The 21,706-nt window shown below is 37.3% G+C and carries 28 protein-coding genes, 1 tRNA gene and 1 pseudogene; 10 read left to right on the plus strand and 20 right to left on the minus strand.

The features are described 5' to 3' along the window. The first annotated feature begins 379 nt into the window (after positions 1–379). The 3 genes from JMM81_RS12305 to JMM81_RS12315 all read left to right on the plus strand — a co-directional run bounded on the left by JMM81_RS12305 (position 380) and on the right by JMM81_RS12315 (position 3,423). Positions 380–1,489, plus strand: coding sequence for a YibE/F family protein (locus JMM81_RS12305; RefSeq protein ID WP_375162381.1), 1,110 nt, complete (start codon positions 380–382; stop codon positions 1,487–1,489). Continuing rightward, complete coding sequence (locus tag JMM81_RS12310; protein WP_256241881.1) at positions 1,486–2,262, plus strand: YibE/F family protein; 777 nt, start codon at positions 1,486–1,488, stop codon at positions 2,260–2,262. Before JMM81_RS12305 ends, JMM81_RS12310 begins: the two co-directional genes overlap by 4 nt. Before the next feature lie 567 nt (positions 2,263–2,829). Beyond that, complete coding sequence (locus JMM81_RS12315) at positions 2,830–3,423, plus strand: hypothetical protein (protein ID WP_256241882.1); 594 nt, start codon at positions 2,830–2,832, stop codon at positions 3,421–3,423. A gap of 233 nt (positions 3,424–3,656) precedes the next feature. Here JMM81_RS12315 and JMM81_RS12320 read toward each other — a convergent pair whose 3' ends face one another. The 4 genes from JMM81_RS12320 to JMM81_RS12335 all read right to left on the minus strand — a co-directional run bounded on the left by JMM81_RS12320 (position 3,657) and on the right by JMM81_RS12335 (position 8,901). Further along, positions 3,657–4,160: a VOC family protein gene (locus tag JMM81_RS12320; protein WP_256241883.1), complete on the minus strand. Its 504-nt coding sequence runs from the start codon at positions 4,158–4,160 to the stop codon at positions 3,657–3,659. Positions 4,161–4,193: 33 nt separating this feature from the next. After that, positions 4,194–4,346 (minus strand): P-loop NTPase family protein, encoded by a 153-nt coding sequence (locus JMM81_RS12325; RefSeq protein ID WP_256241884.1) that lies wholly within the window; start codon positions 4,344–4,346, stop codon positions 4,194–4,196. Positions 4,347–4,827: 481 nt separating this feature from the next. Then, positions 4,828–6,303: a protein adenylyltransferase SelO gene (locus JMM81_RS12330; protein ID WP_256242020.1), complete on the minus strand. Its 1,476-nt coding sequence runs from the start codon at positions 6,301–6,303 to the stop codon at positions 4,828–4,830. Between the two features lie 210 nt (positions 6,304–6,513). After that, positions 6,514–8,901 carry a polyprenyl synthetase family protein gene (locus JMM81_RS12335; protein ID WP_256241885.1) on the minus strand — a complete coding sequence of 796 codons (2,388 nt, stop codon included), beginning with the start codon at positions 8,899–8,901 and terminating at the stop codon, positions 6,514–6,516. 346 nt (positions 8,902–9,247) lie between these two features. On the opposite strand from JMM81_RS12335, the gene JMM81_RS22920 reads away from it, so the two are divergent. Next, entirely contained in the window at positions 9,248–9,451 is a 204-nt protein-coding gene (locus JMM81_RS22920) for a hypothetical protein (RefSeq protein WP_309143494.1), read from the plus strand. 100 nt (positions 9,452–9,551) lie between these two features. Here the strand turns inward: JMM81_RS22920 and selA are convergent, their stop codons facing one another. Next, the gene (selA, locus tag JMM81_RS12345) at positions 9,552–10,961 is read right to left on the minus strand and encodes an L-seryl-tRNA(Sec) selenium transferase (RefSeq protein ID WP_256241886.1); all 1,410 of its coding nucleotides are present in this window, start codon (positions 10,959–10,961) and stop codon (positions 9,552–9,554) included. 106 nt (positions 10,962–11,067) lie between these two features. Here selA and JMM81_RS12350 point away from each other — a divergent pair, with 106 nt between their 5' ends. Continuing rightward, positions 11,068–11,451 carry an Hsp20/alpha crystallin family protein gene (locus tag JMM81_RS12350; RefSeq protein WP_256241887.1) on the plus strand — a complete coding sequence of 128 codons (384 nt, stop codon included), beginning with the start codon at positions 11,068–11,070 and terminating at the stop codon, positions 11,449–11,451. Between the two features lie 89 nt (positions 11,452–11,540). Here the strand turns inward: JMM81_RS12350 and JMM81_RS12355 are convergent. After that, positions 11,541–11,750, minus strand: a pseudogene (locus JMM81_RS12355) (Rdx family protein); the annotation flags it as partial. Positions 11,751–11,931: 181 nt separating this feature from the next. Here JMM81_RS12355 and selD point away from each other — a divergent pair. Next, on the plus strand, positions 11,932–12,981 hold the full coding sequence (gene selD, locus JMM81_RS12360) for a selenide, water dikinase SelD (protein WP_256241888.1): 1,050 nt from the start codon (positions 11,932–11,934) through the stop codon (positions 12,979–12,981). A 145-nt stretch (positions 12,982–13,126) separates the two neighbouring features. Then, positions 13,127–13,200: transfer RNA gene (locus JMM81_RS12365), tRNA-Arg, on the plus strand. A 100-nt stretch (positions 13,201–13,300) separates the two neighbouring features. On the opposite strand, the gene JMM81_RS12370 is transcribed toward JMM81_RS12365, so the two are convergent. The 4 genes from JMM81_RS12370 to JMM81_RS12385 are packed head-to-tail and all read right to left on the minus strand — an operon-like array spanning position 13,301 to position 15,787. After that, positions 13,301–13,561, minus strand: coding sequence for a hypothetical protein (locus JMM81_RS12370; protein WP_256241889.1), 261 nt, complete (start codon positions 13,559–13,561; stop codon positions 13,301–13,303). Beyond that, on the minus strand, positions 13,561–13,950 hold the full coding sequence (locus tag JMM81_RS12375; RefSeq protein ID WP_256241890.1) for a hypothetical protein: 390 nt from the start codon (positions 13,948–13,950) through the stop codon (positions 13,561–13,563). Before JMM81_RS12375 ends, JMM81_RS12370 begins: the two co-directional genes overlap by 1 nt. Before the next feature lie 12 nt (positions 13,951–13,962). Further along, a complete protein-coding gene (locus JMM81_RS12380; protein ID WP_256241891.1) occupies positions 13,963–14,553 on the minus strand; it encodes a replication-relaxation family protein in 591 nt (196 codons plus the stop codon). After that, on the minus strand, positions 14,480–15,787 hold the full coding sequence (locus JMM81_RS12385) for an FtsK/SpoIIIE domain-containing protein (protein WP_256241892.1): 1,308 nt from the start codon (positions 15,785–15,787) through the stop codon (positions 14,480–14,482). The genes JMM81_RS12380 and JMM81_RS12385 overlap by 74 nt, the downstream gene beginning before the upstream one ends. A 265-nt stretch (positions 15,788–16,052) precedes the next feature. Here JMM81_RS12385 and JMM81_RS12390 point away from each other — a divergent pair, with 265 nt between their 5' ends. Further along, positions 16,053–16,268, plus strand: a complete 216-nt coding sequence (locus tag JMM81_RS12390; RefSeq protein WP_256241893.1) for a helix-turn-helix transcriptional regulator — start codon at positions 16,053–16,055, stop codon at positions 16,266–16,268. Next, positions 16,265–16,729: a hypothetical protein gene (locus JMM81_RS12395; protein WP_256241894.1), complete on the plus strand. Its 465-nt coding sequence runs from the start codon at positions 16,265–16,267 to the stop codon at positions 16,727–16,729. The genes JMM81_RS12390 and JMM81_RS12395 overlap by 4 nt, the downstream gene beginning before the upstream one ends. Positions 16,730–16,767: 38 nt before the next feature. Here the strand turns inward: JMM81_RS12395 and JMM81_RS12400 are convergent, their stop codons facing one another. From JMM81_RS12400 to JMM81_RS12415, 4 genes are all read right to left on the minus strand, one after another. Next, on the minus strand, positions 16,768–17,115 hold the full coding sequence (locus tag JMM81_RS12400) for a LysM peptidoglycan-binding domain-containing protein (protein ID WP_256241895.1): 348 nt from the start codon (positions 17,113–17,115) through the stop codon (positions 16,768–16,770). 245 nt (positions 17,116–17,360) lie between these two features. Continuing rightward, entirely contained in the window at positions 17,361–17,708 is a 348-nt protein-coding gene (locus tag JMM81_RS12405; RefSeq protein ID WP_256241896.1) for a GH25 family lysozyme, read from the minus strand. 1 nt (position 17,709) lies between these two features. Then, the gene (locus JMM81_RS12410) at positions 17,710–17,943 is read right to left on the minus strand and encodes a holin (RefSeq protein WP_256241897.1); all 234 of its coding nucleotides are present in this window, start codon (positions 17,941–17,943) and stop codon (positions 17,710–17,712) included. A 4-nt stretch (positions 17,944–17,947) separates the two neighbouring features. Next, on the minus strand, positions 17,948–18,235 hold the full coding sequence (locus tag JMM81_RS12415) for a hypothetical protein (protein ID WP_256241898.1): 288 nt from the start codon (positions 18,233–18,235) through the stop codon (positions 17,948–17,950). Positions 18,236–18,431: 196 nt separating this feature from the next. On the opposite strand from JMM81_RS12415, the gene JMM81_RS12420 reads away from it, so the two are divergent. Further along, complete coding sequence (locus JMM81_RS12420; protein WP_256241899.1) at positions 18,432–18,575, plus strand: hypothetical protein; 144 nt, start codon at positions 18,432–18,434, stop codon at positions 18,573–18,575. 397 nt (positions 18,576–18,972) lie between these two features. Here the strand turns inward: JMM81_RS12420 and JMM81_RS12425 are convergent, their stop codons facing one another. The 6 genes from JMM81_RS12425 to JMM81_RS12450 form a co-directional block, all read right to left on the minus strand. Continuing rightward, entirely contained in the window at positions 18,973–19,140 is a 168-nt protein-coding gene (locus JMM81_RS12425) for a hypothetical protein (RefSeq protein WP_256241900.1), read from the minus strand. A 111-nt stretch (positions 19,141–19,251) separates the two neighbouring features. Next, the gene (locus tag JMM81_RS12430; RefSeq protein WP_256241901.1) at positions 19,252–20,706 is read right to left on the minus strand and encodes a hypothetical protein; all 1,455 of its coding nucleotides are present in this window, start codon (positions 20,704–20,706) and stop codon (positions 19,252–19,254) included. Between the two features lie 161 nt (positions 20,707–20,867). After that, on the minus strand, positions 20,868–21,020 hold the full coding sequence (locus JMM81_RS12435) for a hypothetical protein (RefSeq protein ID WP_256241902.1): 153 nt from the start codon (positions 21,018–21,020) through the stop codon (positions 20,868–20,870). 35 nt (positions 21,021–21,055) lie between these two features. Beyond that, the gene (locus JMM81_RS22925) at positions 21,056–21,184 is read right to left on the minus strand and encodes an XkdX family protein (protein ID WP_256241903.1); all 129 of its coding nucleotides are present in this window, start codon (positions 21,182–21,184) and stop codon (positions 21,056–21,058) included. Next, positions 21,185–21,475: a hypothetical protein gene (locus JMM81_RS12445; RefSeq protein WP_256241904.1), complete on the minus strand. Its 291-nt coding sequence runs from the start codon at positions 21,473–21,475 to the stop codon at positions 21,185–21,187. Between the two features lie 11 nt (positions 21,476–21,486). Further along, the gene (locus JMM81_RS12450; RefSeq protein WP_256241905.1) at positions 21,487–21,624 is read right to left on the minus strand and encodes a hypothetical protein; all 138 of its coding nucleotides are present in this window, start codon (positions 21,622–21,624) and stop codon (positions 21,487–21,489) included. Between the last annotated feature and the right edge of the window lie 82 nt (positions 21,625–21,706).

Here is a 21,706-nt window from a genome sequence, read left to right on the forward strand (position 1 = left end):
TGCGTTACAGTCAAATTGATTAAAAATTAAAAAATCGAACCCTTAACGTATCATAAGACACGCCTGGTTCGACCTCACTTTCATCCCACATCTAAAGAAGCGGACTTTCTCGTTCGGGAAATCTGTAATAAGATGCGAATTGGGAGAGATTCTCTTGACGGTTTGAAAACATTCTTGTTATTCTATAGTACATTATGAACTGAATACCGCCATTAAGTGAGACTCCTGTGCTGGAGTCTGGAACCCTGCACTTTTTTGAAAGCGATTATGAACATTCCAATTGGTCCCTGAAACCAATAGATTCAAATTTTATACACTGAATTTCATGCCGATAGTTGGAGGTTTTTTTTTGAATGTTGTTGTAAATCAATTAAAGAAAATAGGTTACAGACCCATTTTTTTGTACATCCTACTAGCAATTTGCTTTGCCACCTCCGTTTTTTTTGTTCATCACAATTATTCATTCTATGAACGTCCAATAGCCAAAGTCATCAAAACGACTCTGGAAGATACAACTGAAATAATGGATATGCATCAAAATGAAGATCATCTATTCACCCAGCGTATAATAGCCGAATTAAAAAATGGAGAAGAAAAAGGACAGCTTATTCATTTAACGAATGAGTATTCATCTTCTAGAGCTTATGATCAAGAATATCATGTTGGAAATGAATTGTTTGTTTCGATTGATACGAACACAGGAGGAAATACAGATTTAACTGGAACCATAATGGATGTAAAACGTGATAAACACGTTTTGATTGTAGCATGGATTTTTATCTTTACTTTACTAATCGTTGGAAAAAAGCAAGGGCTGTTTTCTGTTATAAGCTTGGCAGTCAATGCCGTTTTGTTATCATATGCGTTAGATGTTTATATGAATACATCCGGCATAAATTTGTTATGGATATGCGGTATAAGTGTTATTTTATTTACTGTCATCTCTTTGTTGCTCGTTAACGGTTTTAATGAAAAAACCTATGCAGCTATTGTTGCGACCCTGCTAGGAACTTTTATTTCGCTGCTCATTACCTACCTTGTTATGTGGGTAACTTCCGAAAAGGGCCTTCAATATGAAGAAATGCAATTTGTCACTCGTCATTATAAAATGCTGTTTATGGCAGGGTTATTCATCGGATCTTTAGGAGCCGTAATGGATGTAGCCATTACAATGTCTGCTTCTATTTTTGGATTATATGAAAAGAATAACAACATACCAATAAAAGCACTTAAAACTTCAGGAATGGATATTGGAAAAGATATTATGGGAACCATGACAAATATTTTGTTTTTTGCCTATATAAGTGGTTCCATTCCGATGCTTATTTTGTATTTAAAAAATGCTTCTCCCTTGATGTTTACTCTTTCGATGAACCTATCATTGGAATTGGCTCGAGCTCTAGCTGGTGGTATTGGAATCGTGTTAACCATTCCGATAGGTCTATATATTTCTATTTTTTTCGTTGAACGAAAGAGGGCAAGATCATGAATACATTAGTGTGGCTCGCAACTATTTTATTGATATTGATGATACTGATTGGTGGAAAAAAAGGAGCACGGTCTTTTATTGCTTTATTCTTAAACTTTGGTGTGCTCTTTTTTACCATCCTTATTATGACAGATCCAAATGCTGATCCGATTATCTTAACATTGATTGCATGTATAGTGATTAGTTGCATTAATTTATTTTATATTAATGAAGTGAACACTAAAACGAAAACAGCATTCATTTCTTCTATTATCACAATTGTTGTTTTACTCTTTTTTATTGTCATTGTGACAAAAAATGCTATGATTCAGGGTTTTGGTGAAGAAGAAACAGAGGAGCTTAGCATATTTTCCCTTTATATTGGAGTAGATTTTGTTAAAATTGGAGCTTCTGTGATTATTATGAGTACAATAGGCGCCATTACGGATACTGCCATGGCCATTTCATCTCCCATGCGTGAAATGTTTAATCATAATCGATTAATCAGTAGGAAAGATTTATTTGCATTTGGGTTAAGTATTGGGAGGGATATCTTAGGAACAAGTACGAATACGTTATTTTTTGCCTTCTTTGGAGGCTACCTGGGATTGCTTCTTTGGTTTAAAGATTTATCTTATTCTTTTGGAGAAATCATAAATTCAAAAATATTTAGTGCTGAAATGATCACTATACTTTGTGCTGGAATTGGTGTAGCTCTGATTATTCCCATTACTTCGTGGATTACTGCCTATTTTTTAGTGAAAACAAGAGAAAATAACGAGACATTTAAATAGGCTTTATGACAAGAAAGCTAAAATAATTTGTAATGGCATTTTTGTTGATTAAGACTGAATAGTTACGCGTGTCTCAGTGTTACTTAAGCAACGCTTAAGTATGTAACCTTTCAATTTAGTCGCATTGTACGAGTATTGGCGTTCAAAGCATTGACTCTACCTATTCATCGTGCAAGTCGGAACGATAAAAAATCATCCCCTATTTCAACATAACTACGAAAATAGGGGATGATTTATATTTTACTCGTAATTACGCCTCGGTTTTCTACTTCTAGTAACAACCAATCCACCTCTGGATAAGCTTGTCTTCCAACTAGATAACTTCTTTTGATATTAAGGCAATCATCGTGGGACCAATACCACTTAAAAAAGCACCATAAAATGACCGTAGTGGTTGAGTGGTTGACACTGATTAATCATAAAAAGCATCATTAAATATGCGAATTTTCAGATAATGTGTTAAAATAGAGCATAATGATGTTCTCCAAGTCCTCGTCGTATAAAGATTCATGGTGGTTATGTTAGTGGTTAGTTGGTTAATGAACCTAGAAAGGTGCTGATACAAGGATGAATCAGTATTTAACGATGAAAGAACTCAAAGAGGCACTACCCGATATCCCCGAAAATAGTTTAAAACGGTACATACAAGAACATCAAGAATACCTAGACTTTAAAAAAGAGCATAATCGTTATATCGTTCATACTTCCGAGATAGAGACATTAAAACTTATCCGAAAACTTTATTCTGACGGTTTAAAAAAAGAGGAAGTGAATGCAAAGTTAGAAGAAAGTGGAATTCCTCTAACGATTACTTTTGACGCCACTGAAAATCAGTCACTCTTGTCTGTTAATCATGAACTTACCGATATGAAAAAATTAGTCAGCTTTCTCGTTCAACAAAATGAACAATCTCGGCTTCATCAAAATAAAATCAAAGAACAGAATCAAGATCTTATAAATGAAGTACAGGAATTAAGGAACACAATCGAAGAGATGAGAGAAGTTCAGAAACTCGAATATGAAAGAGAAACCGAAAAAGTTAGTTCAATACTTGAGAGTCTATTAGCTACTCAAAAGGCTATTGAAGAAGTAGCCATTAGCTCCCAGTCCAACAGAGATAACTGGTTATGGCAGAAGGTACATAGGTTATTGAAGAAATAATCATACATATTTATATATTCACGAAGTATGATTTAACTGGGGCCCCGAACCAAAAGGAAACGGAAGCTCCAGTGTGCAGAAACTTTATTCAGAGGGAGTCTAGCTCTTTCGAATATACTAACCAAAAGAAAATGGACCTTTTGGATTTAAAATTGGAAATGAACGATATGATTCAAGCACTTCCCATTCAGGTTCCAACAAGGCTAGTTTCTGTTCGGATTTCTCTATAATCCCTATCCCTCATATGCCTGCTTTAAAGTATCTATGTCAATTTTTTTCGGCATTTGGAGTAATGCCTTCATCACTCTCGCCGATTTTTCAGGATCTGGATCGCTTATCATTTCGCTTAGTTCTGCTGGAACAATTTGCCACGATACACCGTATTGATCTTTAAGCCAACCGCACGCTTGTGCCTTCTCGTCTCCACCTTCAGAGAGCTTTTCCCAATAATAATCCACTTCTTCTTGTGTTTCACAATTGACAATAAATGAGATGGCCTCAGTAAATTTGAATTGCGGACCGCCATTTAATGCTACGAATCCTTGTCCTTCCAGTTGAAATTCTACGGTCATGACTGTCCCCTCTGAAATCTCGTCGAATTCATGCCTTTCGTTTCCATAACGTGTGATCCTACCGATCCTGGAATTTTGAAAGATCGAAGTGTAAAACTTCACCGCCTCTTCGGCTTCTGTATTGAACCACAAGTTTGGTGTAATTTTCCTGATTTTATTTTCCACTATTTTCAACTCCTAAATATTTTTGTATTTTAGCTAGAATTTTGATTCATTTAAGGACTTTCCTCTGCCATTACGACCAATTAGACCAATTACTTCTTCACGTCCAACGGTTGCCTTCATATCGTTAAATAGAATACGGTCCATCATTTCTAAACTGATATGATGTAATTTTACGATTTCCTTCATCGTATCACCGTTATTCACACTTTCTTTTTCAAGGGAGAAAAAAATCCTCCCAAATGAATTTGGAAGGATTAGTTGCATTTTTCATAACGAAAATAAGCTATTTAATGAATAACTTTAAAAAATGATATGGAAAATGGGCAGACTAATCCTATTTGTTAATTTGAAAAAATTATTCTCAAATGTTTGAAATAAGATTAGTTAATCATCAGCCACCCATCATCCCTTCTAATATGATGTAATCTATTATACCTGCAAAATCAACTAGTGAAAATAAAAGTATAGTTAAACTAATAACTTTTTCAAATGATTAATCATCAAAGCAGATCTTATTTACATTGTTGAACTAATTTGCACCCGAAATTCCCCCTTTGACATTCCACATCATCTACAAGTAAAGGGGGAACATTCTCTTATACTAATAGTAAATCATGACAAGACGTCAACTTGATTGAGAAAAGCAGAAAGACCCTGCTCTTCTGTATTATGTACCGCAAAAGGTGCGGTAAGGACGATTTGATGGCGCAGGCAGTGTGCAGTAATCAGCCTGTTCGGGGGAGTGCGCGTAAGGTCTTGAAAGAACATCAAGAAGGCGCTCCATCACGCTGTTGTCTCCTTGTTCCACTGCAGCTTCTAGTGCCTCTTCTACCCGATGATTCCGAGGGATTACTGCAGGATTACTATTTCGCATCAACTGATGTGAGGACTCTTTGGGTTCCTCCTGCCTGCCTAATCTCGCCTGCCACAGCTCATACCACTGAGTAAATTCTGAGGTCTCAAACAAGACTGTATCCTTTAGATTATCAAATGTTAATGCGCGAAAAGTATTGGTATAGTCCGCACGATACTTCTGCATCATACTTAAAAGATCTTCAATAAGGGCTTCATCCTCTTGCTCTTCGTTAAACACTCCCAGTTTGGCTCTCATTCCCGCGAGCCAATTAGATTGATACAACTCTGTAAAACCTGAAAGCGCATCCTGGGCCAGTTTGACAGCCTGATCCTGATCGTCATGAAGCAAAGGCAATAGCGTTTCAGCAAACCGTGCTAGATTCCACACCGCAATATGAGGCTGATTACCATAGGCATAGCGGCCTTGAATGTCAATAGAACTAAATACCGTTGCCGGATCATAATCATCCATAAAAGCGCAAGGACCATAATCAATGGTTTCTCCGCTAATCGTCATGTTGTCGGTGTTCATCACTCCGTGGATAAAGCCAACCAGTTGCCATTTGGCAATCAGTACAGCTTGACGCTTGATCACTTCTTGAAGTAACGAAAGATACCGACTCTCATCAACTTCAACGTCTGGAAAATGGCGCTTTAGTGTATAGTCAGCCAAAACCTGTATTTCCTCTACTGTGCCCCATTTTGCAACGTATTGAAAGGTACCGACGCGCAGATGACTAGCAGCGACACGAGTCAGAATTGCACCAGGCAAATCCGTTTCGCGGATGACTGACTCACCGGTTGTTACCACGGCTAGACTACGAGTAGTCGGAATACCAAGCGCATGCATAGCTTCGCTGATAATGTATTCGCGCAACATCGGTCCAAGTGCCGCTCGACCATCGCCCCCGCGGGAGTATACCGTTCTACCTGATCCCTTAAGCTGAATATCGACCCGCTCACCTAAAGAATTGATCTGCTCTCCTAGTAGCACAGCCCGGCCGTCTCCTAACATCGTGAAATGCCCAAATTGATGCCCCGCATAAGCTTGAGCAAGCGGAAAGGCGCCTTCGGGAATCCGATTGCCACCAAGCACCGCTACACCCTCTTCACCTTGCAGAGCCTGAACGTTCAATCCCAGGGATGTTGCCAACGAATCATTGAAAATAATCAACTCCGGTGAGCGTACAGGAGTTGGGTTGAGGTGGGTAAAAAATGATTTCGGTAGACGAGCATAACTGTTGTCTAAATTCCATCCTGTTTCTAGCATTTCTTTTCTCTCTTTCATCATATCTCCTTTTATTCTTTTGTCTTTTTGTATCCTAATTTATTCTTTTACATAAAACAAAAAATCATAAACGTTCTATACTATCGTTCATTATCTACTTTCTATATCAATACACCCCAACTTCTTGTAGTGTCTACTTCTTCCAAGCCATTATACTCTTTGTATACAAAGATGACGCCCTTTATATATTTTTTCACATATAACAAATTCTTAATGATCCCGGTTCACAATATAATTCAATAAATGCTTCAGAAAAGTGGTATTGCGTGGCACCTCTTGCAACACTTCCATTGCAAGACAGTAATGTTCCCACATCGCTTTTCTAGCACCAACAGAACCTAGAATGGATACAAAAGTCGAATTGTTGTTTTCAGCATCTTTTCCAGTAGATTTTCCGAGCGTAATCAGATCTCCTTCAACATCAAGCAAATCATCCTTAATCTGAAAAGCTATTCCAGCATGATAGGCGAATCTTTTCAAAGCTTCAATTTCTTCCCCCTTTGCATGAGCGAGAATGGCCGGCATGATGAGAGAAGCTTCGAATGCTATACCGGTTTTATAAAAGCACATCCTATTCAATTGTTCCAGTGTCAATGGTTTCCCTTTGGAACCCAAGTCCATTGCCTGTCCCTTACACATATCCTCTGTTATTTGGGCCGAATATTGAATCAATTTAAGAACCGTTTTCGAATCGAACCCGTCAAGAGAGGCTTGTTCCCAGATAGCCTTCTGGGTTAGAAAGAGACCGGTTAATTCCGCTGTGGCCGTGTTATACACCTTATGTAGGGTTGGACGCCCCCTACGAATGGACGCATTATCCTGGGATGGCAGATCATCAAAGATTAAGGATGCCGTATGCATATATTCCAATGATCTCAAAAGTGGCATGATTGTCGACTGATCTAATCCATACTCGTTAACACCCATGACCCAAGTCATTATTGGTCTTAATCTCTTTCCATCGCCTTCCAGACTGTAATTTGCAGCATCAATGATTGGCTCTTTTATCAAAGAAACAGCATCAACTTTAGGGATAGGTAAGATGTTATTAATCTGGTCTCTTACGGTTTCGATCGTATCTAAAAAGTCTTCCCTCTCCTTCCGTTCATTTTTCAAAATGGCAATCATATGGTCCCGAAGCAGTTTATCGAAGAAATCTACATCATCTGCTTTATCTACCATATTTTGAATGACGCGATTAAATTTTGGGTTTCCAGAAGAAAATAGCTCCATCACTTCCTTGTATTTTTTGGTTCCCATTCGTTGTTTAAATCGTTTCAGACCATTTATCACACGATCCAGTATCACCTCACAGGTCTTGGGGTCTGAGTGATACACATGATGAATCAAATTGGAGATGACCGTCCAGTATAATTCAAAGGGGTTTATAAGATCGGGACGTTGATCATGATATTTCATATAATAAGTATAGGGTGTTACCGCACTGTCCTCCATGTCATCAAACATATCCGCAAAATCATCAGCCAGTTGGTTATAAATACCATAAAAAAATGTTCGGTTGTCAAAACCCTCATCCTCGGGAGCACTGATGACTGAACGGACAATCAATCGTGAAGAAGAGGATTTTAAAATAATCGGTATGTAAAGCTCTTCATTAGTGTAATTTGCATAGGATAAATCCTTTACACGGTCCACTTCCTGGGATTGAAAAAACACATAGGACTGCTCGAAAAAATTTTTTCTTGTTTCTGGTCGCTGATGGGTCTTAATATACTCAAAGGCCTCTCGGAGTTCCGCATGAATATAAATAATCAGATCCCTGTTATTTTCATTCCATTCGCCCAATTCCGGCACAAATCCTGTGATAAGGGCGGTGCGTATCAAATCGGAATATTGTTTTTCCTCTTTAGCGGATAAGATTTTGGCATCTAGAAGGTCGTCAATAAAGGGATAGGTCAAACCATAGGAATAGCCTAGCCTTATAGCTTTATCAAGCTTCTGAGTACGTTCTTCAGACGATAGCTCATCACCCATCTCCTCAACCTCGTGCATCACTACTCCAGCAATGATCTTAATAAGTTTTCGCTGGGCTTGCTCAGCATCCATCCCCTTTGGAATCTGGGAGGACACAGTCTTTAGTTTGTTTATCAACCAGATCATGGTGGATTCAATACCTTCCTTTTGGGCCATCCGGTATAATCCGGCCATACTAAACGTCTCCGTTTGCTCTCCTCGATCTGTTGTGGTGGAATGAGTCAGGTGATTTTTCAAACTATCAACGACACGCCGGATCCTTTTCTGTGTATCAGGTGAGTCCAGGGCTTTACCCAGATCTCGCATGAAAATATAGGAGATACTCCGATCTAAGTAATGATCTAGTTTGCCTGTGTAATCCAGCCATTTGATATAATGATGATACCCCTGAGGATCCTTTTTTCCCTTTCCCCGCGAAAAAAAGGACCAAAAGGAATGAATATGGCTCTGTTTCCAGGATTGTATATCTTTTGTTAAGATAGGAACATAAGTTTTTTTCTCAAACTGCGCAAAAAGTAATTGAAAATAATGAACAGCCTTCTGCTCAGCCAGCTGATAGCATCCATCAGCATTTTTTATTAACTCCTCATTCATACTATACATTACCTCTACTTAATCTTCTTTTATATATGTATGCAATAAAATGCAAACCAATATGAATAATTCAATCCATTTTCTTTAAAACTAATAAAATATCGTTAAATATAATACAAAAATAACATCTTTATCACCAGAAAGCTAAATATAACTTTTTAAAATATTTGCCATTCTCCATAACTTATCTTCAAAACAAATGGTCATTAGGAATATTTAACAATATGTCTTTTTATAAATCCAGTGTTTTCTATATTTATTAGGAATGATTGCGAAAGGAAATTAAAATGTTTTCATTTAAACTTTAACAAAAATAGATAAATCGATCGTTTTTTCCTTATGTAGAGCAATTAATGTGAATGTAGATGGTGGTACTTATGAGATCCTGCGGGCGAGTATCATCAAACTATCGCATACAATGATCGAGATCGAGGATTATGAAGATACAGCTTTAAAAAAACGATTAAAGAAGGAAGCATTATTAGAACTTGAGGAAAAATGGTTAAGACAACTTCAACCATATGGTGAACAAGGATATAACCTCAAAAAACACCTTTAAGAAATCCAAAAGGATTCTGGATCCTTGATAGCACAAAGATCCAGAATCCCCATATCATATAATTCCAAGTAGTACGAAGTGAAACCTAGCCAGCCCGGATCTACTTAATATCTACTAGTGCCTTTACAAGAATCTCCTCTTCTTCTGCGCTCACTGTCCTTAGATCAAGATGAACTTCATCCTTCTGAATCCGGACCACAATGGCTGGAGCATACTGAGTTCTTAAGAGTTTCGCTAATTTCATGGGAGATAATTGTTTATGCTTTAGAACCCCCACATATGTTGGAAGCTCTACCTCTGGCATCGTTCCTCCTCCAACTTGACTCACTCCTTCTATCATGGACATTTCATACAAACCCCTTGCTTTTCTAAGCTTTTCTAAGAATGCTTCCGTTCGCTGCTGTAACACTTCTTTGCTCGCTAATAAATCTCTGATAACAGGAATATTTATTAGCGCCTCTTTTCCTTTTACATAATGCATTAACGTTCCTTCCAAAGCAGCGAGAGTCATTTTATCCACTCGTAACACACGGGCAAGCTGATGTTTTTTCAATTGATCAATTAACCTCTTTTTACCAGCGATAATCCCTGCTTGTGGACCACCTAGAAGTTTGTCCCCGCTAAACGACACAAGGTCTGCACCCATTTTTAACACTTCTCCAACGACCGGTTCATCACCAATTCCATGTTGACGGAAATCATACAAAACCCCACTACCTAAATCTTCATAAAAAATAACTTGTTCATGCTGGTGTGCTAAGTCTATTAATTCCTTTGTTTCGACTGATTCCGTAAAGCCAACTACTTTAAAATTACTCGTATGTACCTTTAAGATCATTCTAGTTTCTTCATTTATTACTCGCTCATAGTCATATAAATGCGTTTTATTTGTCGTCCCTACTTCAACAAGCTTTGCTCCACTTTCTTCCATTATTGAAGAAATACGAAAAGATCCACCAATTTCAACAAGCTGTCCTCTTGATACAATCACTTCTTTCTCGGCGGCTAATGCACGCAACACAATATAGACCGCTGCTGCGTTATTGTTCACAACCATAGCGGCCTCAGCACCCGTAATTCTTTTGACTAATTCTTCCACATGGCTATGTCTTGAGCCCCTCTCTCCTTCTTCAAGTTTATATTCGAGATTTGAATATTGCCTTGCAATATCGGTTACATGCTGAACAGCTTGTTCACTCAAACGAGCCCTTCCTAAGTTCGTATGTAAAATAGTTCCTGTTGCATTAATGACATTTTTTAATGTGTAACTAAATTGCTGGTGAATCGTTTCTTCACACCTCATAAAAACCTCTTCTATAAACCTCTCACTTCCTGGCTCAGGTCCTGACCATTCATTATGTATAAGCAAATGTCTAACTCGATTTAATGTATCTGATAAAATAGTGGTCAAATTCACATGATCAATCCCAAATTGATTGATTAACACAATAAACCGCTCATTTTTTTGTAGTTCATGAACGGGAGGTAACGACCTTAATAAATGTTGCACAAAGAATCCCTCCAAAAATAAAAATAGCCTTTTTATTATAACATCTTTCACCTTTTGAAACCTTCTGCATACAGTGAAACATCGTAGTAAGGAGGATCAGAATATTATGGTATATAAAAAAGATGATAAGCCCATAGATATTGATGTAATTGATAAATGGCTTGAAACCTTCTTTTTAGATCCTTTCACTTCTTATTTAGATGAAACGATATTTCGAATTGATTTATTTGAAACAGCTGAGGAATTCATCCTTGAGGCTTTACTACTTGAATATAATAAAAATGAGGTGTCTGTATTTCTGACAGAGGACAAAATCCTAATTGAAGCAAATCATTATCAAGGGGATGAACACAAAACAAGAATGATTTCATTTCCCTTTTCCATCGTTCATCATAGAGTAAAAGCAACTTTTGAAAGCGGGGTCCTTGAGGTATTCATTTCAAAAAATATAGTATGTCATGGAAAAAAACGTGTAGTCCCTCTTCCCTAAAAAACCTTTTCAAATCGATTCACGTTACAAACATTAAAAAATAATCCTTTTTCCATCAGTTAATTGATGGAAAAAGGATTATTTTTTGTTTATTTTCCGTTTCTTTCTTTCTTTAGTTGAGATTCTATGATTTCAATGATGTCCTCTGAACTAGGAAATTCCCCTGTATCAAGCTTAGAGTATATTTTTCCTCCATTCAAGATCACTTCAAACGCTCCACCAGAAGTCGGAATCAACTCCATTTTCTTAATATCTCCACGGAAATGAGTGAATAGTTCTTCTGCGAAACTCGCAGCTTTTGGTGCATAGTTTCATTGCATGCAAAATTCAATAACAACCTGACACTGATTCATTTTATTCCCCCCTTTGTAGTTTATATTTCAAGTATAGTACAAACTGTATTTCTCACACAAATAGTCCGCCCCATTCAGGTGCATTCATGAATAAAAACTTGTATACTGTAATTTGGAGGTGAGTCATGTGAGCGAGCAAGAAAAAATTCGCCTTACATCGTTGTCAACAAAGGCTGGTTGAGGCTGTAAAATTGGTCCTGAGGACTTAGCGCAAGTTTTGCGCTTATTACCTGAACAAGAAAACGCACCTGAATTACTTGTCGGTCGTGAAACATCTGATGACGCAGGCGTCTATCAACTGACGGATTCGATTGCGTTAATACAAACAATTGATTACTTTACCCCTGTTGTGGATGACCCTTATATGTTCGGTCAGATTGCCGCAGCGAATGCATTAAGTGATGTATATGCCATGGGCGGCACACCGAAAACAGCATTAAATATGGTGGGTTATCCCGTTAAAAAATTAGGCGGTGAAATGCTAGCTGACATATTACGAGGTGGCGCTGACAAAATAAAGGAAGCGGGAGCTGTCTTAGTTGGCGGACATTCGATCGATGATCAAGAGCCAAAATACGGATTATCCGTCACGGGAATTGTTCATCCTGATAAGTTCTGGAAAAATGTTGGTGCGAAACCTGGAGAAGTTCTTGTTTTAACGAAACCCATTGGGGTCGGCATTCTCACGACAGGTATTAAACGTGGGGCTGTTACGGCAGAACAAGAAAAAGTGGTTACTAGCACAATGGCCATGTTAAATAAACAAGCGGCCGAAGTATTAAGTGACTTTTCACCAAGTGCTGTGACAGATGTGACGGGCTTTGGACTTCTTGGGCATGGAAGTGAAATGGCGAGCGGAAGCAACGTTAGCTTTGTGATTCATTTTAGCCAAGTGCCTTTATTAGATGGAACGTTGCCATTAGCGAAAGATGGGGTTGTTCCTGGTGGATCAAAGTCAAATCATAAGTGGCTTGAAAAAGATGTGGACTATCAAGATATCCTACTAGAAGAACAGCTTATCCTTTGTGATGCAATTACATCTGGAGGCTTGTTGGTCGCATTAAACCCAACTGATGCAGAGAAATATGTTCAAGCTTTAAAAGAAGTAGGACATGATTCTTGGATTATTGGAGAAGTAACTGAAAGACATGAAAAACTAATTACGGTTAAAAGATAAAGAGGGTCCCTAGGATCTCTCTTTATCTTCTCTATTCGGTTTTAGCTAGTACATTCAAATCCTTACTATACAAAGTTCATTTTCATTCAAAAAAAAATTGACCAATCCCTACTAAATGTTTATAATTAGTAAATGTCATATATTTGTCTCAGTAGCTCAGTAGGATAGAGCAACAGTTTCCTAAACTGTAGGTCGGGGGTTCGAATCCCTTCTGGGACATAACAGAAACCCTTGTGTATCAAGGGTTTCTTTTTTTATTTTCTCGAAAACTCGTTCGTATCACTATCTTCTTGGGGTTGAGATGGGGCAGGATTATTTTTTATATAATCGCTAACCCTCCTAAAATAAAAACAAATGCTATTCCCCATGTGGCCAAACGAGGATGAAGCATATTAAGTAAACCCCAAACACCAATACTAGTACCTACCATGAGAGGTATCATCGTAATGAAATTTGTAGCCCAAACTTGTAATCCATCGGAAACAACCTTTTCAAATAGCCAATCCCAAGCAGATGGATATTCATTATTAGCAACATTCCCATTTTCGATCATAGTGTTGATAATTTCTTTTATACTCATTAGATGACCCCCTTCATGGCACCGATCAGAATCTCCAAAACCATAGGAGCGATGTTAACGAGGATAATTCCTAATCCAGCAGACATCATCATCCCATATCCTTTATCTCTTTGGCCAATCATGACCATAATAGCACCACCTAATGCAACAATCATGGCTACTGGATAGGCTAATGCTTGCACTAAGTCAATGAGCGGATCAAATGCACCCATTAATTTAGTTGTCATTTCACTACTCGCTACTTCAGCAGCAAAAGTATGTTTTCCTTGCAAAGAAAAGACTAAAGGGAGAGTAGAAATACCAGATATAACGCCTGAAACCTTTTTCTTATCGATCTCTTTACGGTTCATAAACTCTTTAATTGTCATCGTTTCTGTACGTCTAAACATGATGTTCACCCCTTAGTTAAATTCATTAGCCAAATAGACCCGGACCTGCATTCCTTTACATAAGGACAGTAGCTGTTTTTTTCGATATTCTGTCGTCGTGGCCCAAATGAATTTAGGCGGCTTCTCAAATACTCCTAACTCTATCAGTCTCCTGTATTTTTTAATCTTTTCACGATTTTCAATCATTTTTTGAGTGTGGTCTACTTCGATAATATGATAAGTTCCTGCCATCGTAAAAACTGCATCAGCAATAACAGACACTTCATCTTTAACGATTAATTTAACTTCATTTTTCCATGTGGCCGGGCACCCAAAAGCAAGATAGAGGGAATTTCTCATTAAGTGGTGAGTGATTTGATGAGTCCTTTTTAAAACTTTGGTTTCTCCTACACGTTGCCGCCCTTCTGCATTGAGGTAGTAGACATTTTCATGCAACCTCACTACGTTCAAAAAGTCCTGCATATCTTTTAAAATGCGGTTCGTATTCCGTGTGCCACCAAGTCTATGAAGCTTTTGAATTTGTGATCTGCTAAGAAAGCCCAATTTCTTCAGTGATAAGAGTATGTTTTCTTGCCGTTGTTCCTTTATGATCGTCGTCTTCATTCGTCTGATCATCCTTTCTTGTACGAATGTTAATGTTAGGACCAATGATTTCGTTCATCATTTCGCTTGAAATATAAGGTGTTTGTACTTCGTTTAATCCCAAATCCTTATATAAGGCTCTCCCTTGAATGGGAGGGAGTTTTTCAGCACCGCCTTGGTCTAACACAACAGTACTCGCTGTTACGGTATCTAAGACAAAGCAAAGCCTTCCTATACAATTTCTTTTCACCTGGGAGCTGATCGTTTCGGCTGTTGGATATTGCGTTGTATAGACTAGGCGTAAACCACTGGCTCTCCCCTTTCGCGCTATATCTTTCAACAACTCCTGACATTCTTTGTTGTCTGCCATGTCCGCCGCTTCATCAATCACGATAAAATGGCGCTCTTTAAATCCGGCTTCTTTTACGTTGGAATATCCTTTTTCAAGTAAATGACTTGTGATTTTATCCATTTGATCAACAGATGCTTGCAAAGCTTCTTTCGCTTCCTCTACATTTGTTGCATAACTTTTTACTTGTTTGATCTGTCGATAACGATTAAATTCTAAGCCTCCCTTTAAATCGATCAGTGTGAACGTGGCATCTTCCGGCTTATTTAATAGCAAAGTGTTGATCGTACTGTTTACCCAATTGGATTTACCGAAATCCGTTGTACCTGCCACAATGATATGAGCCTTCTTTTCGAAATCATGAACAATTAGACCCTTTCTATTTTTCCCCACTGGAACTATCCATCCGCTTGTTAATCCTTTTTCATAGTCGTATTTTTTGGTAAGTGGTTCATCATATACTCTTATCTTTAATACACCGTCATAAGAAAGCTCTATTTCCTTTCTTACGGTTTTTTTTTGGTTGAGTAGACTTTTTATGTTCTTTAATAATTTACGGTCTAATTTGAGCTTTTTTAAGTCTTCAAACGATATCGGAATAGACGTTTGTTTATTGTTAATACCGTCCTGGATATACTCTCTCTTATCCTCAAAATCTTTAAAACTAAGCCCTAACGGAATTCGATAAGCGTACTCTTTACCAATAACACATTCGTCATCTTTTATTTTAGTTTTTCTCAATAACTGGATGTTTTTAATTTTCCCATCCTCTTTTACGGTAAGACTATTATTTTGACAGATACGCTGTATTTTCTTTGCATCATCACTCCCGTTTCCTTTTTGCTGATAATAAGAAAAACCCATCAAACCTCCAGCGATTACCGATGTTGCCAGCTCCACGATCACGACGCGTCACCACCTTTTATATTCTTAGAATAGTTCCATAGAAAAGGAATAGATCGGACAACGATAAAACAATTGATATGATTGGATTCTCCCCATTCCTTTTGTACTGCCAGGGTAGAATTTTAAAAGGAATATTGATTTGGAATATCAGTTGGAATAGTAAAGAATATGAGGGCGTGATTTCGTCCTATTACACAAAAAATAAAGAGGACAAAATAAATTTTTATCGAATGTTTAAACATCGAATAATGAAGCAGGTGGTATCATGGAAACGAGGCTAAAGAAAGTGATAGCGGAAAAAGGATTTAAACATGGATATGTTGCAGATAAAGCAGAGATATCGAAAAGCGCGTTGAGTTTGATTGTAAATGGGAAATCGATGCCTACTTTACCAGTAGCAATAAGGATAGCTAGGGTGTTAAATGAAACAGTGGAAAGTTTGTGGGGCAATTTAGTGGAAGTTAAGGAGGAAGAAGAATGAAAAAAATATTAATTTTATTATTAGCAGCATTATTTTTAACCGCTTGTGGAAGTAATGAAGAATCTTCCGCGCCTATTGATGAGCCCAAACAAGTAGAAGAATCCATTGAAAAATCTAAATATGCAATAGAGAACGAAGGATTATCACAAGCGGAACTAAACGAGAAAATAAAAACTGAAGCTGTTCAAGCTAATTTTGTAGAGTTAAGTAAAGGAAATACAGAAGTAGGTAAAAGATTATTTGTCGTAGGTAAGGTTGTTTCGTTTTGGCAGGATACTGCTTTTAAAAAGATCTTTATTGAAACAGAAGAAGCAGAAGGTTTTGGTGCTTATTATATAAGCGACATTTTTGAAGATGCGGATTATATAGAAGGTGATATTATTAAGGCTTATGGTGCTTATGAGGGAATAGATGAATCTGGATTCATTGAAATTGGTGCTCCAGTAATTGAAAAACAATAAAAAAGCCCCCTACTCAAATGAGTACGGGGCTCTTTAAATTACTTCACTCTAATTTTTTGTCCTGCATAAATCACATTTTTATTTTTGATATTGTTCCACGAAACCAATTGATTAACGGTAGTTCCATATTTTTTAGCGATATTAGACAAGTTATCGCCTGACTTGATTGTGTAGTATTGCTTGATGTCTGCTACTTTCCCCTTTAATTTTAGTCGTTGCCCTACATAAATACGGTTAGGGTTATCGATGTTGTTGAGCCTAGTTAGATAATTTACAGTAACCCCGTGTTTGGCCGCGATCACGCTTAAAGTATCCCCACTTTTAACCATATGTAAATAATCATCGTTCGATACCCCTTTTACTTCCGTTTTAGGAGCTTCTTTCACATTGCCCGTGAAGTATTCAAGTTTTTTATCACTGATAATCTGGTTTAGATCAAGATTGCCACTATACCCGTTTAAGCGGCCTACATCGGTATATTGATGTAAATCACAAGAGAAATCAGGCTTGCTTGTTGTCTCTGCTGTTCTCTTTCCATAGTGGGGAATCCAAACGGCATTAGCTTCTGATAAATCAAGATTAAACGACTTGTATAAATGATGAGCAACGTAGATCCCGACTTTTTCAGCACCTAAAGTACGAAGCTTTTTAAGATAAGCAGAAACGCCACTCTCATATCATTCATGCTCTTTTCTTCCACATCCAAAAACCAAAATGTAGGGTTAAGATCCTTTGTGCGGTTATAGAAGTCAGTTGCTTCCACTTCCATATCTTTTACAGACGTACCACGAACCCACGCGTAGGCAGCAGTAGGAACACCGCGCTTTTGAAACTCGTTATGGTGAGTCTTGTAATGTCTATCAATCGTTTGGGAACCGTACTGCGTGCGAATGATAACTAAATCAACCTCTTTAGCCAATTTGTCATAATTAATTTTAGCTGGTGCTTGATGATGAGAAATGTCAATAATTTTAGTCATATTACTTTACCCCCTTTTTAGTAACAATCTTACTCTGATCGAAAAGACCGCTTGCAGACAAACCGACCATTAAGCCGTATAATATCCGCTCTTGTATAACGGCATCTATATAAAAATATCCTCCTATCAATCCCAAAACTAACGAGATTAAAGGAAGATACTTATTTGATACAAATGTCTTTGCTAGTTGCGTTAAAGCTACCACAACCCCAATAATTAAAGCTACATCAATCATACCCTCACCCCTTCTTTTCTACTTCGTCAATCCGTTTATGAGCTTGCTTAGATGATTCTTCCACCCTTGCGACACGCTCTGACAGCTCCACTCTTGCTTTCTGTTCCACTTTCATATCAATCCTTATACTTTCTACTCCGCTATTGATATTGTCTAATTTGGTACGGATTACAGCCGATTCAGACGCTTCGCTTTTAACATCTTTATCTCTATGTCGGTTGAAGCTCAAAATCGAAATGATTATTCCGAACACCGTACCAATTCCCCCAATGATTGCTAACTGAAATTCCAAGCTATCACCAACCTTTACTCATAATAAAAAGAGAGCCGGATCAGCTCTCTCTTACTTTTTTCTTATTCATTTCTTGCTTTTATTTACTGCGCAATTTCTTCCGACGATGTCTTAACTTATCTAACATAAGATATCCTTTTCCTGTATAGATATATTTTTTTTAATCGACACTATATTAAAGTGGAGGTGAATAAGATTGCCAAGAGAAAATAAAAGATCGCAAAATACAATTAAGTTTAGTATATGGGAAACTCGAACAGATAAAAGTCATGCTGCTATAGAAAAGTCTCCTGAAATAACTGAAAAACTTAATCCTAAATCAAACAAAAAAGACAGTTAAAATTACTAATCAGAAAAAAGCAACTCATTCATAGGTTGCCTTTTTTCGTTTCTAATATATTGAGAATCGACATTCGTTAGTGCAACATCGTTATGTCGGAATTTCTTCCTTCTAAGTCAGTACATATCCATAAACCCTTATATATCAACACTTATAAGGACTTATAAAGAGTTATAAATACAAATGCGACATAAATAAAGTATATAAAGTTTGGTTACATCGCATATTAAAAAGAAAAAGTGGTGATATAAATGTTTAACTACCAAATCTGTCGTTTACTCGTAAGGAGTACTATTTTATCGGCCTTATTTAGTGTGTGCATTATTGTATTTTCAATTTACCATCATGTTCAAATTACAGAAATGTTAAATTCTCTAAAAGAAAAGAAGCACTCTAATTAAGAGCGCTTCTTCCTCATTTCTTCTAGCATCTTTTCTTCTCCGATGAAATTTTTCATTTGTAAGTTAACCCAGGTGGAAATCTTGATGCCTTTCTTTCCAGCGTACTTACAAAATTCCTCGTAGACCTCTGGATCAATTGTCATATTTACTCTTTTTGTAGCCAATATTACCACCTCCACAGGTATGGTAATATTATCCAACAATCATAAATATTTATCAATACATACTAATGTTTATTTATACACACTACTACGCAATTTTAGTCCAAATACGTCTTAAATAGTTGCTCCTGTTGCATCTATCCATGCAGTACCATTCCACCAAATTGCTTTATTTATTGTGGTATCGATAAATGGTTCACCTAACAACGGCGAGGAAGGGCGAGTTGATCCAATTTCAGTTAATTGATCGAATTTCTGTGTCCTTAGTGATTCTACTAAGTTTTCTACATATTGGTTTTTTTCTCGTTTTCCTCCAACAAAGAAATGTAAATTTTTAAATGTTAGACCTGATAGACTGCCACCAAAGGTTAATGTAGCTGTAGCGGTTTTAGCGGTTTTAGCTGTTTTACTTATTAAACCAAATTCCCCCTGTGCAACATTGGCTGAATAATAAAATTTCTTCTCAGTCGGTTCGTATGAATACCCTGCGGTACTTACACCATTAGGATCATCTAGTAAAGTCCCTTGATCATCGTATAGATGAATGTTAAATCTAAAAATGGATGAATCTGCTTTGAATCCAATACGCCTAACATAGTCTAAATCAATATCCACCGTAAATAATTCTTTCCAAGCAGAAGGGGTATAAATATCATCTGTTTTAGTAAACGCCGTCTTATTTTTTATGTTCCACTCACAAACTCCATTTCTAAACTTCGTTTTTTCGTCTAACGAAGCGAGTGTATATCTTTTATAGAACGGTTCAATGCTACTTACAACAAAGTTTTCAAATCCTTGATCATACTCTAAGTAACCGCCACCATCAATAAAACTATATCCAGCTATATAATTATCAAAAATTATATTTCTGTGGGAATCAGCTTCAAAATAATACTTTGTTCCTGCTTCACTTCTAACGTCTCTAAAAATATTACGAACCCCTCGTTTAATATGAATTATTCCACCTTCAACACATGGCTTATAAAACACATTATTATTATGAGGATAAGTTCCGTTTTCAGTTCCAATAAGAATTTTTTGGTATCGTCCACCATAAAAATTACAATCCGTTATCCAACTAAGACCAGGCTCACCAAATAATTCGAGGGTATCTATTTTTCCAAACCAAAATTCAGAATAGGATATACTTGTTCTTCCTACGGTATTTTCATCTGTCCATAGCTGAGTATAATAATCTAACATGACCGTAATCTTCCCATTTTTAACCCCTACGACACGAACACCAATATCATCAGTGTTTAGTGTATTTCCTTTTAGTACCCAATTTATGTGAGCATTTGTAGGGATAGAGTTACGACTATCCCCGCCTATAATAATAGCAGGAGCATGATCCACATACGATTTAATTACTCCTTGAATGTCGAGGTCTACCCCTGTCATATCTACGGTAGAGTCAACTCGGACAGTTACCCATCTAGGAACATGAAGTTTTTTCTTATTTGCTTTAGAAGTTGCTACTGCATCACGTAACTGTTGAGCATTATCCGTAGTACCAGTAGTATCTGTGAGATATTCTGTTACACTCACAACACCGTCTGTTTTCTTCATATTTTGAGCCAATTGCGCATCAGTTGAATCCAAACGATTATATAAAAGAGGGAATCCACCTCTCGCCTGAAGTGTCTCCGCATCACTTGTTCCTGACTCTAAAATGATCGTGTCTAATTGCGTTTGAGTGGTATCGGATTTATCGTTTGCTTCATTTGCTGTTAATTTTCGGCAGCTTCAACTTTTGCAGGCAAACCACTTAACGTTGTAAAGTTTCCGTTTATTTTTGCGTAATTTGCATTATTGTTATTGCGTAATTTCCGTAATTCTAATGTATCGGGATGTAAGTCTAATTGTTTTATTTTGTCTGCCATGTAATCCCTCCTGTTTCAAACAAAATAAAAAGAACCTAGTACGGCTCTTTTGTAATGGTTTCATATTGTTGATCTGTAATCTTCCCAAGCTGCACGAAAACACGAATCCTTTCTGTGTCGTGATATACTTCCCAATCACTTAATGCAAAAGGGTAAAAGTCCACTTACAACGCCCCCTTTGTCATCAGTTCAAACACAAGGTCTGCTTGTTGCTTCTTTAATTTTTTCTGTTCGGTTTCCGTATCTATTTTCACGAATTGACTTTTCTTGTCTAAATCAATAATGTCGTCTGTTAATTCTGTTACATCAACATCGTCATCAATTAAAATGTATTGATTTTTAATCCCTTTCAACCTTCCACTCTCCCATGTAAAAACGCCACTTTCTACAATTGGGGAATAGATGTTTTCAATAACGTTAGTTACGGTGTTATCTTTATAAAATATGAGTTTCATACACAACCTCCTTACGAATATACGACTTCGATCTTACAAGATCCATCCATAACGGCATAGTTAGTTCCAGCATCGCTCGCAATATAAACACCCAACCCTTTTGCTTCTCCACTTTCGAAGTTGTCGTGAAAGCTTGTTGGCAATGTCACCCATGCGCTTTCACCCCACGCTAATGATTTCTGGACATATTCACTTGAATGGTTAGTATCAGGTTGACCTGATGGATGATCT

Origin of the sequence: Bacillus sp. V3B, assembly GCF_024494465.1 — a bacterium.
Classification (GTDB): Bacteria; Bacillota; Bacilli; order Bacillales; family Cytobacillaceae; genus Bacillus_BD.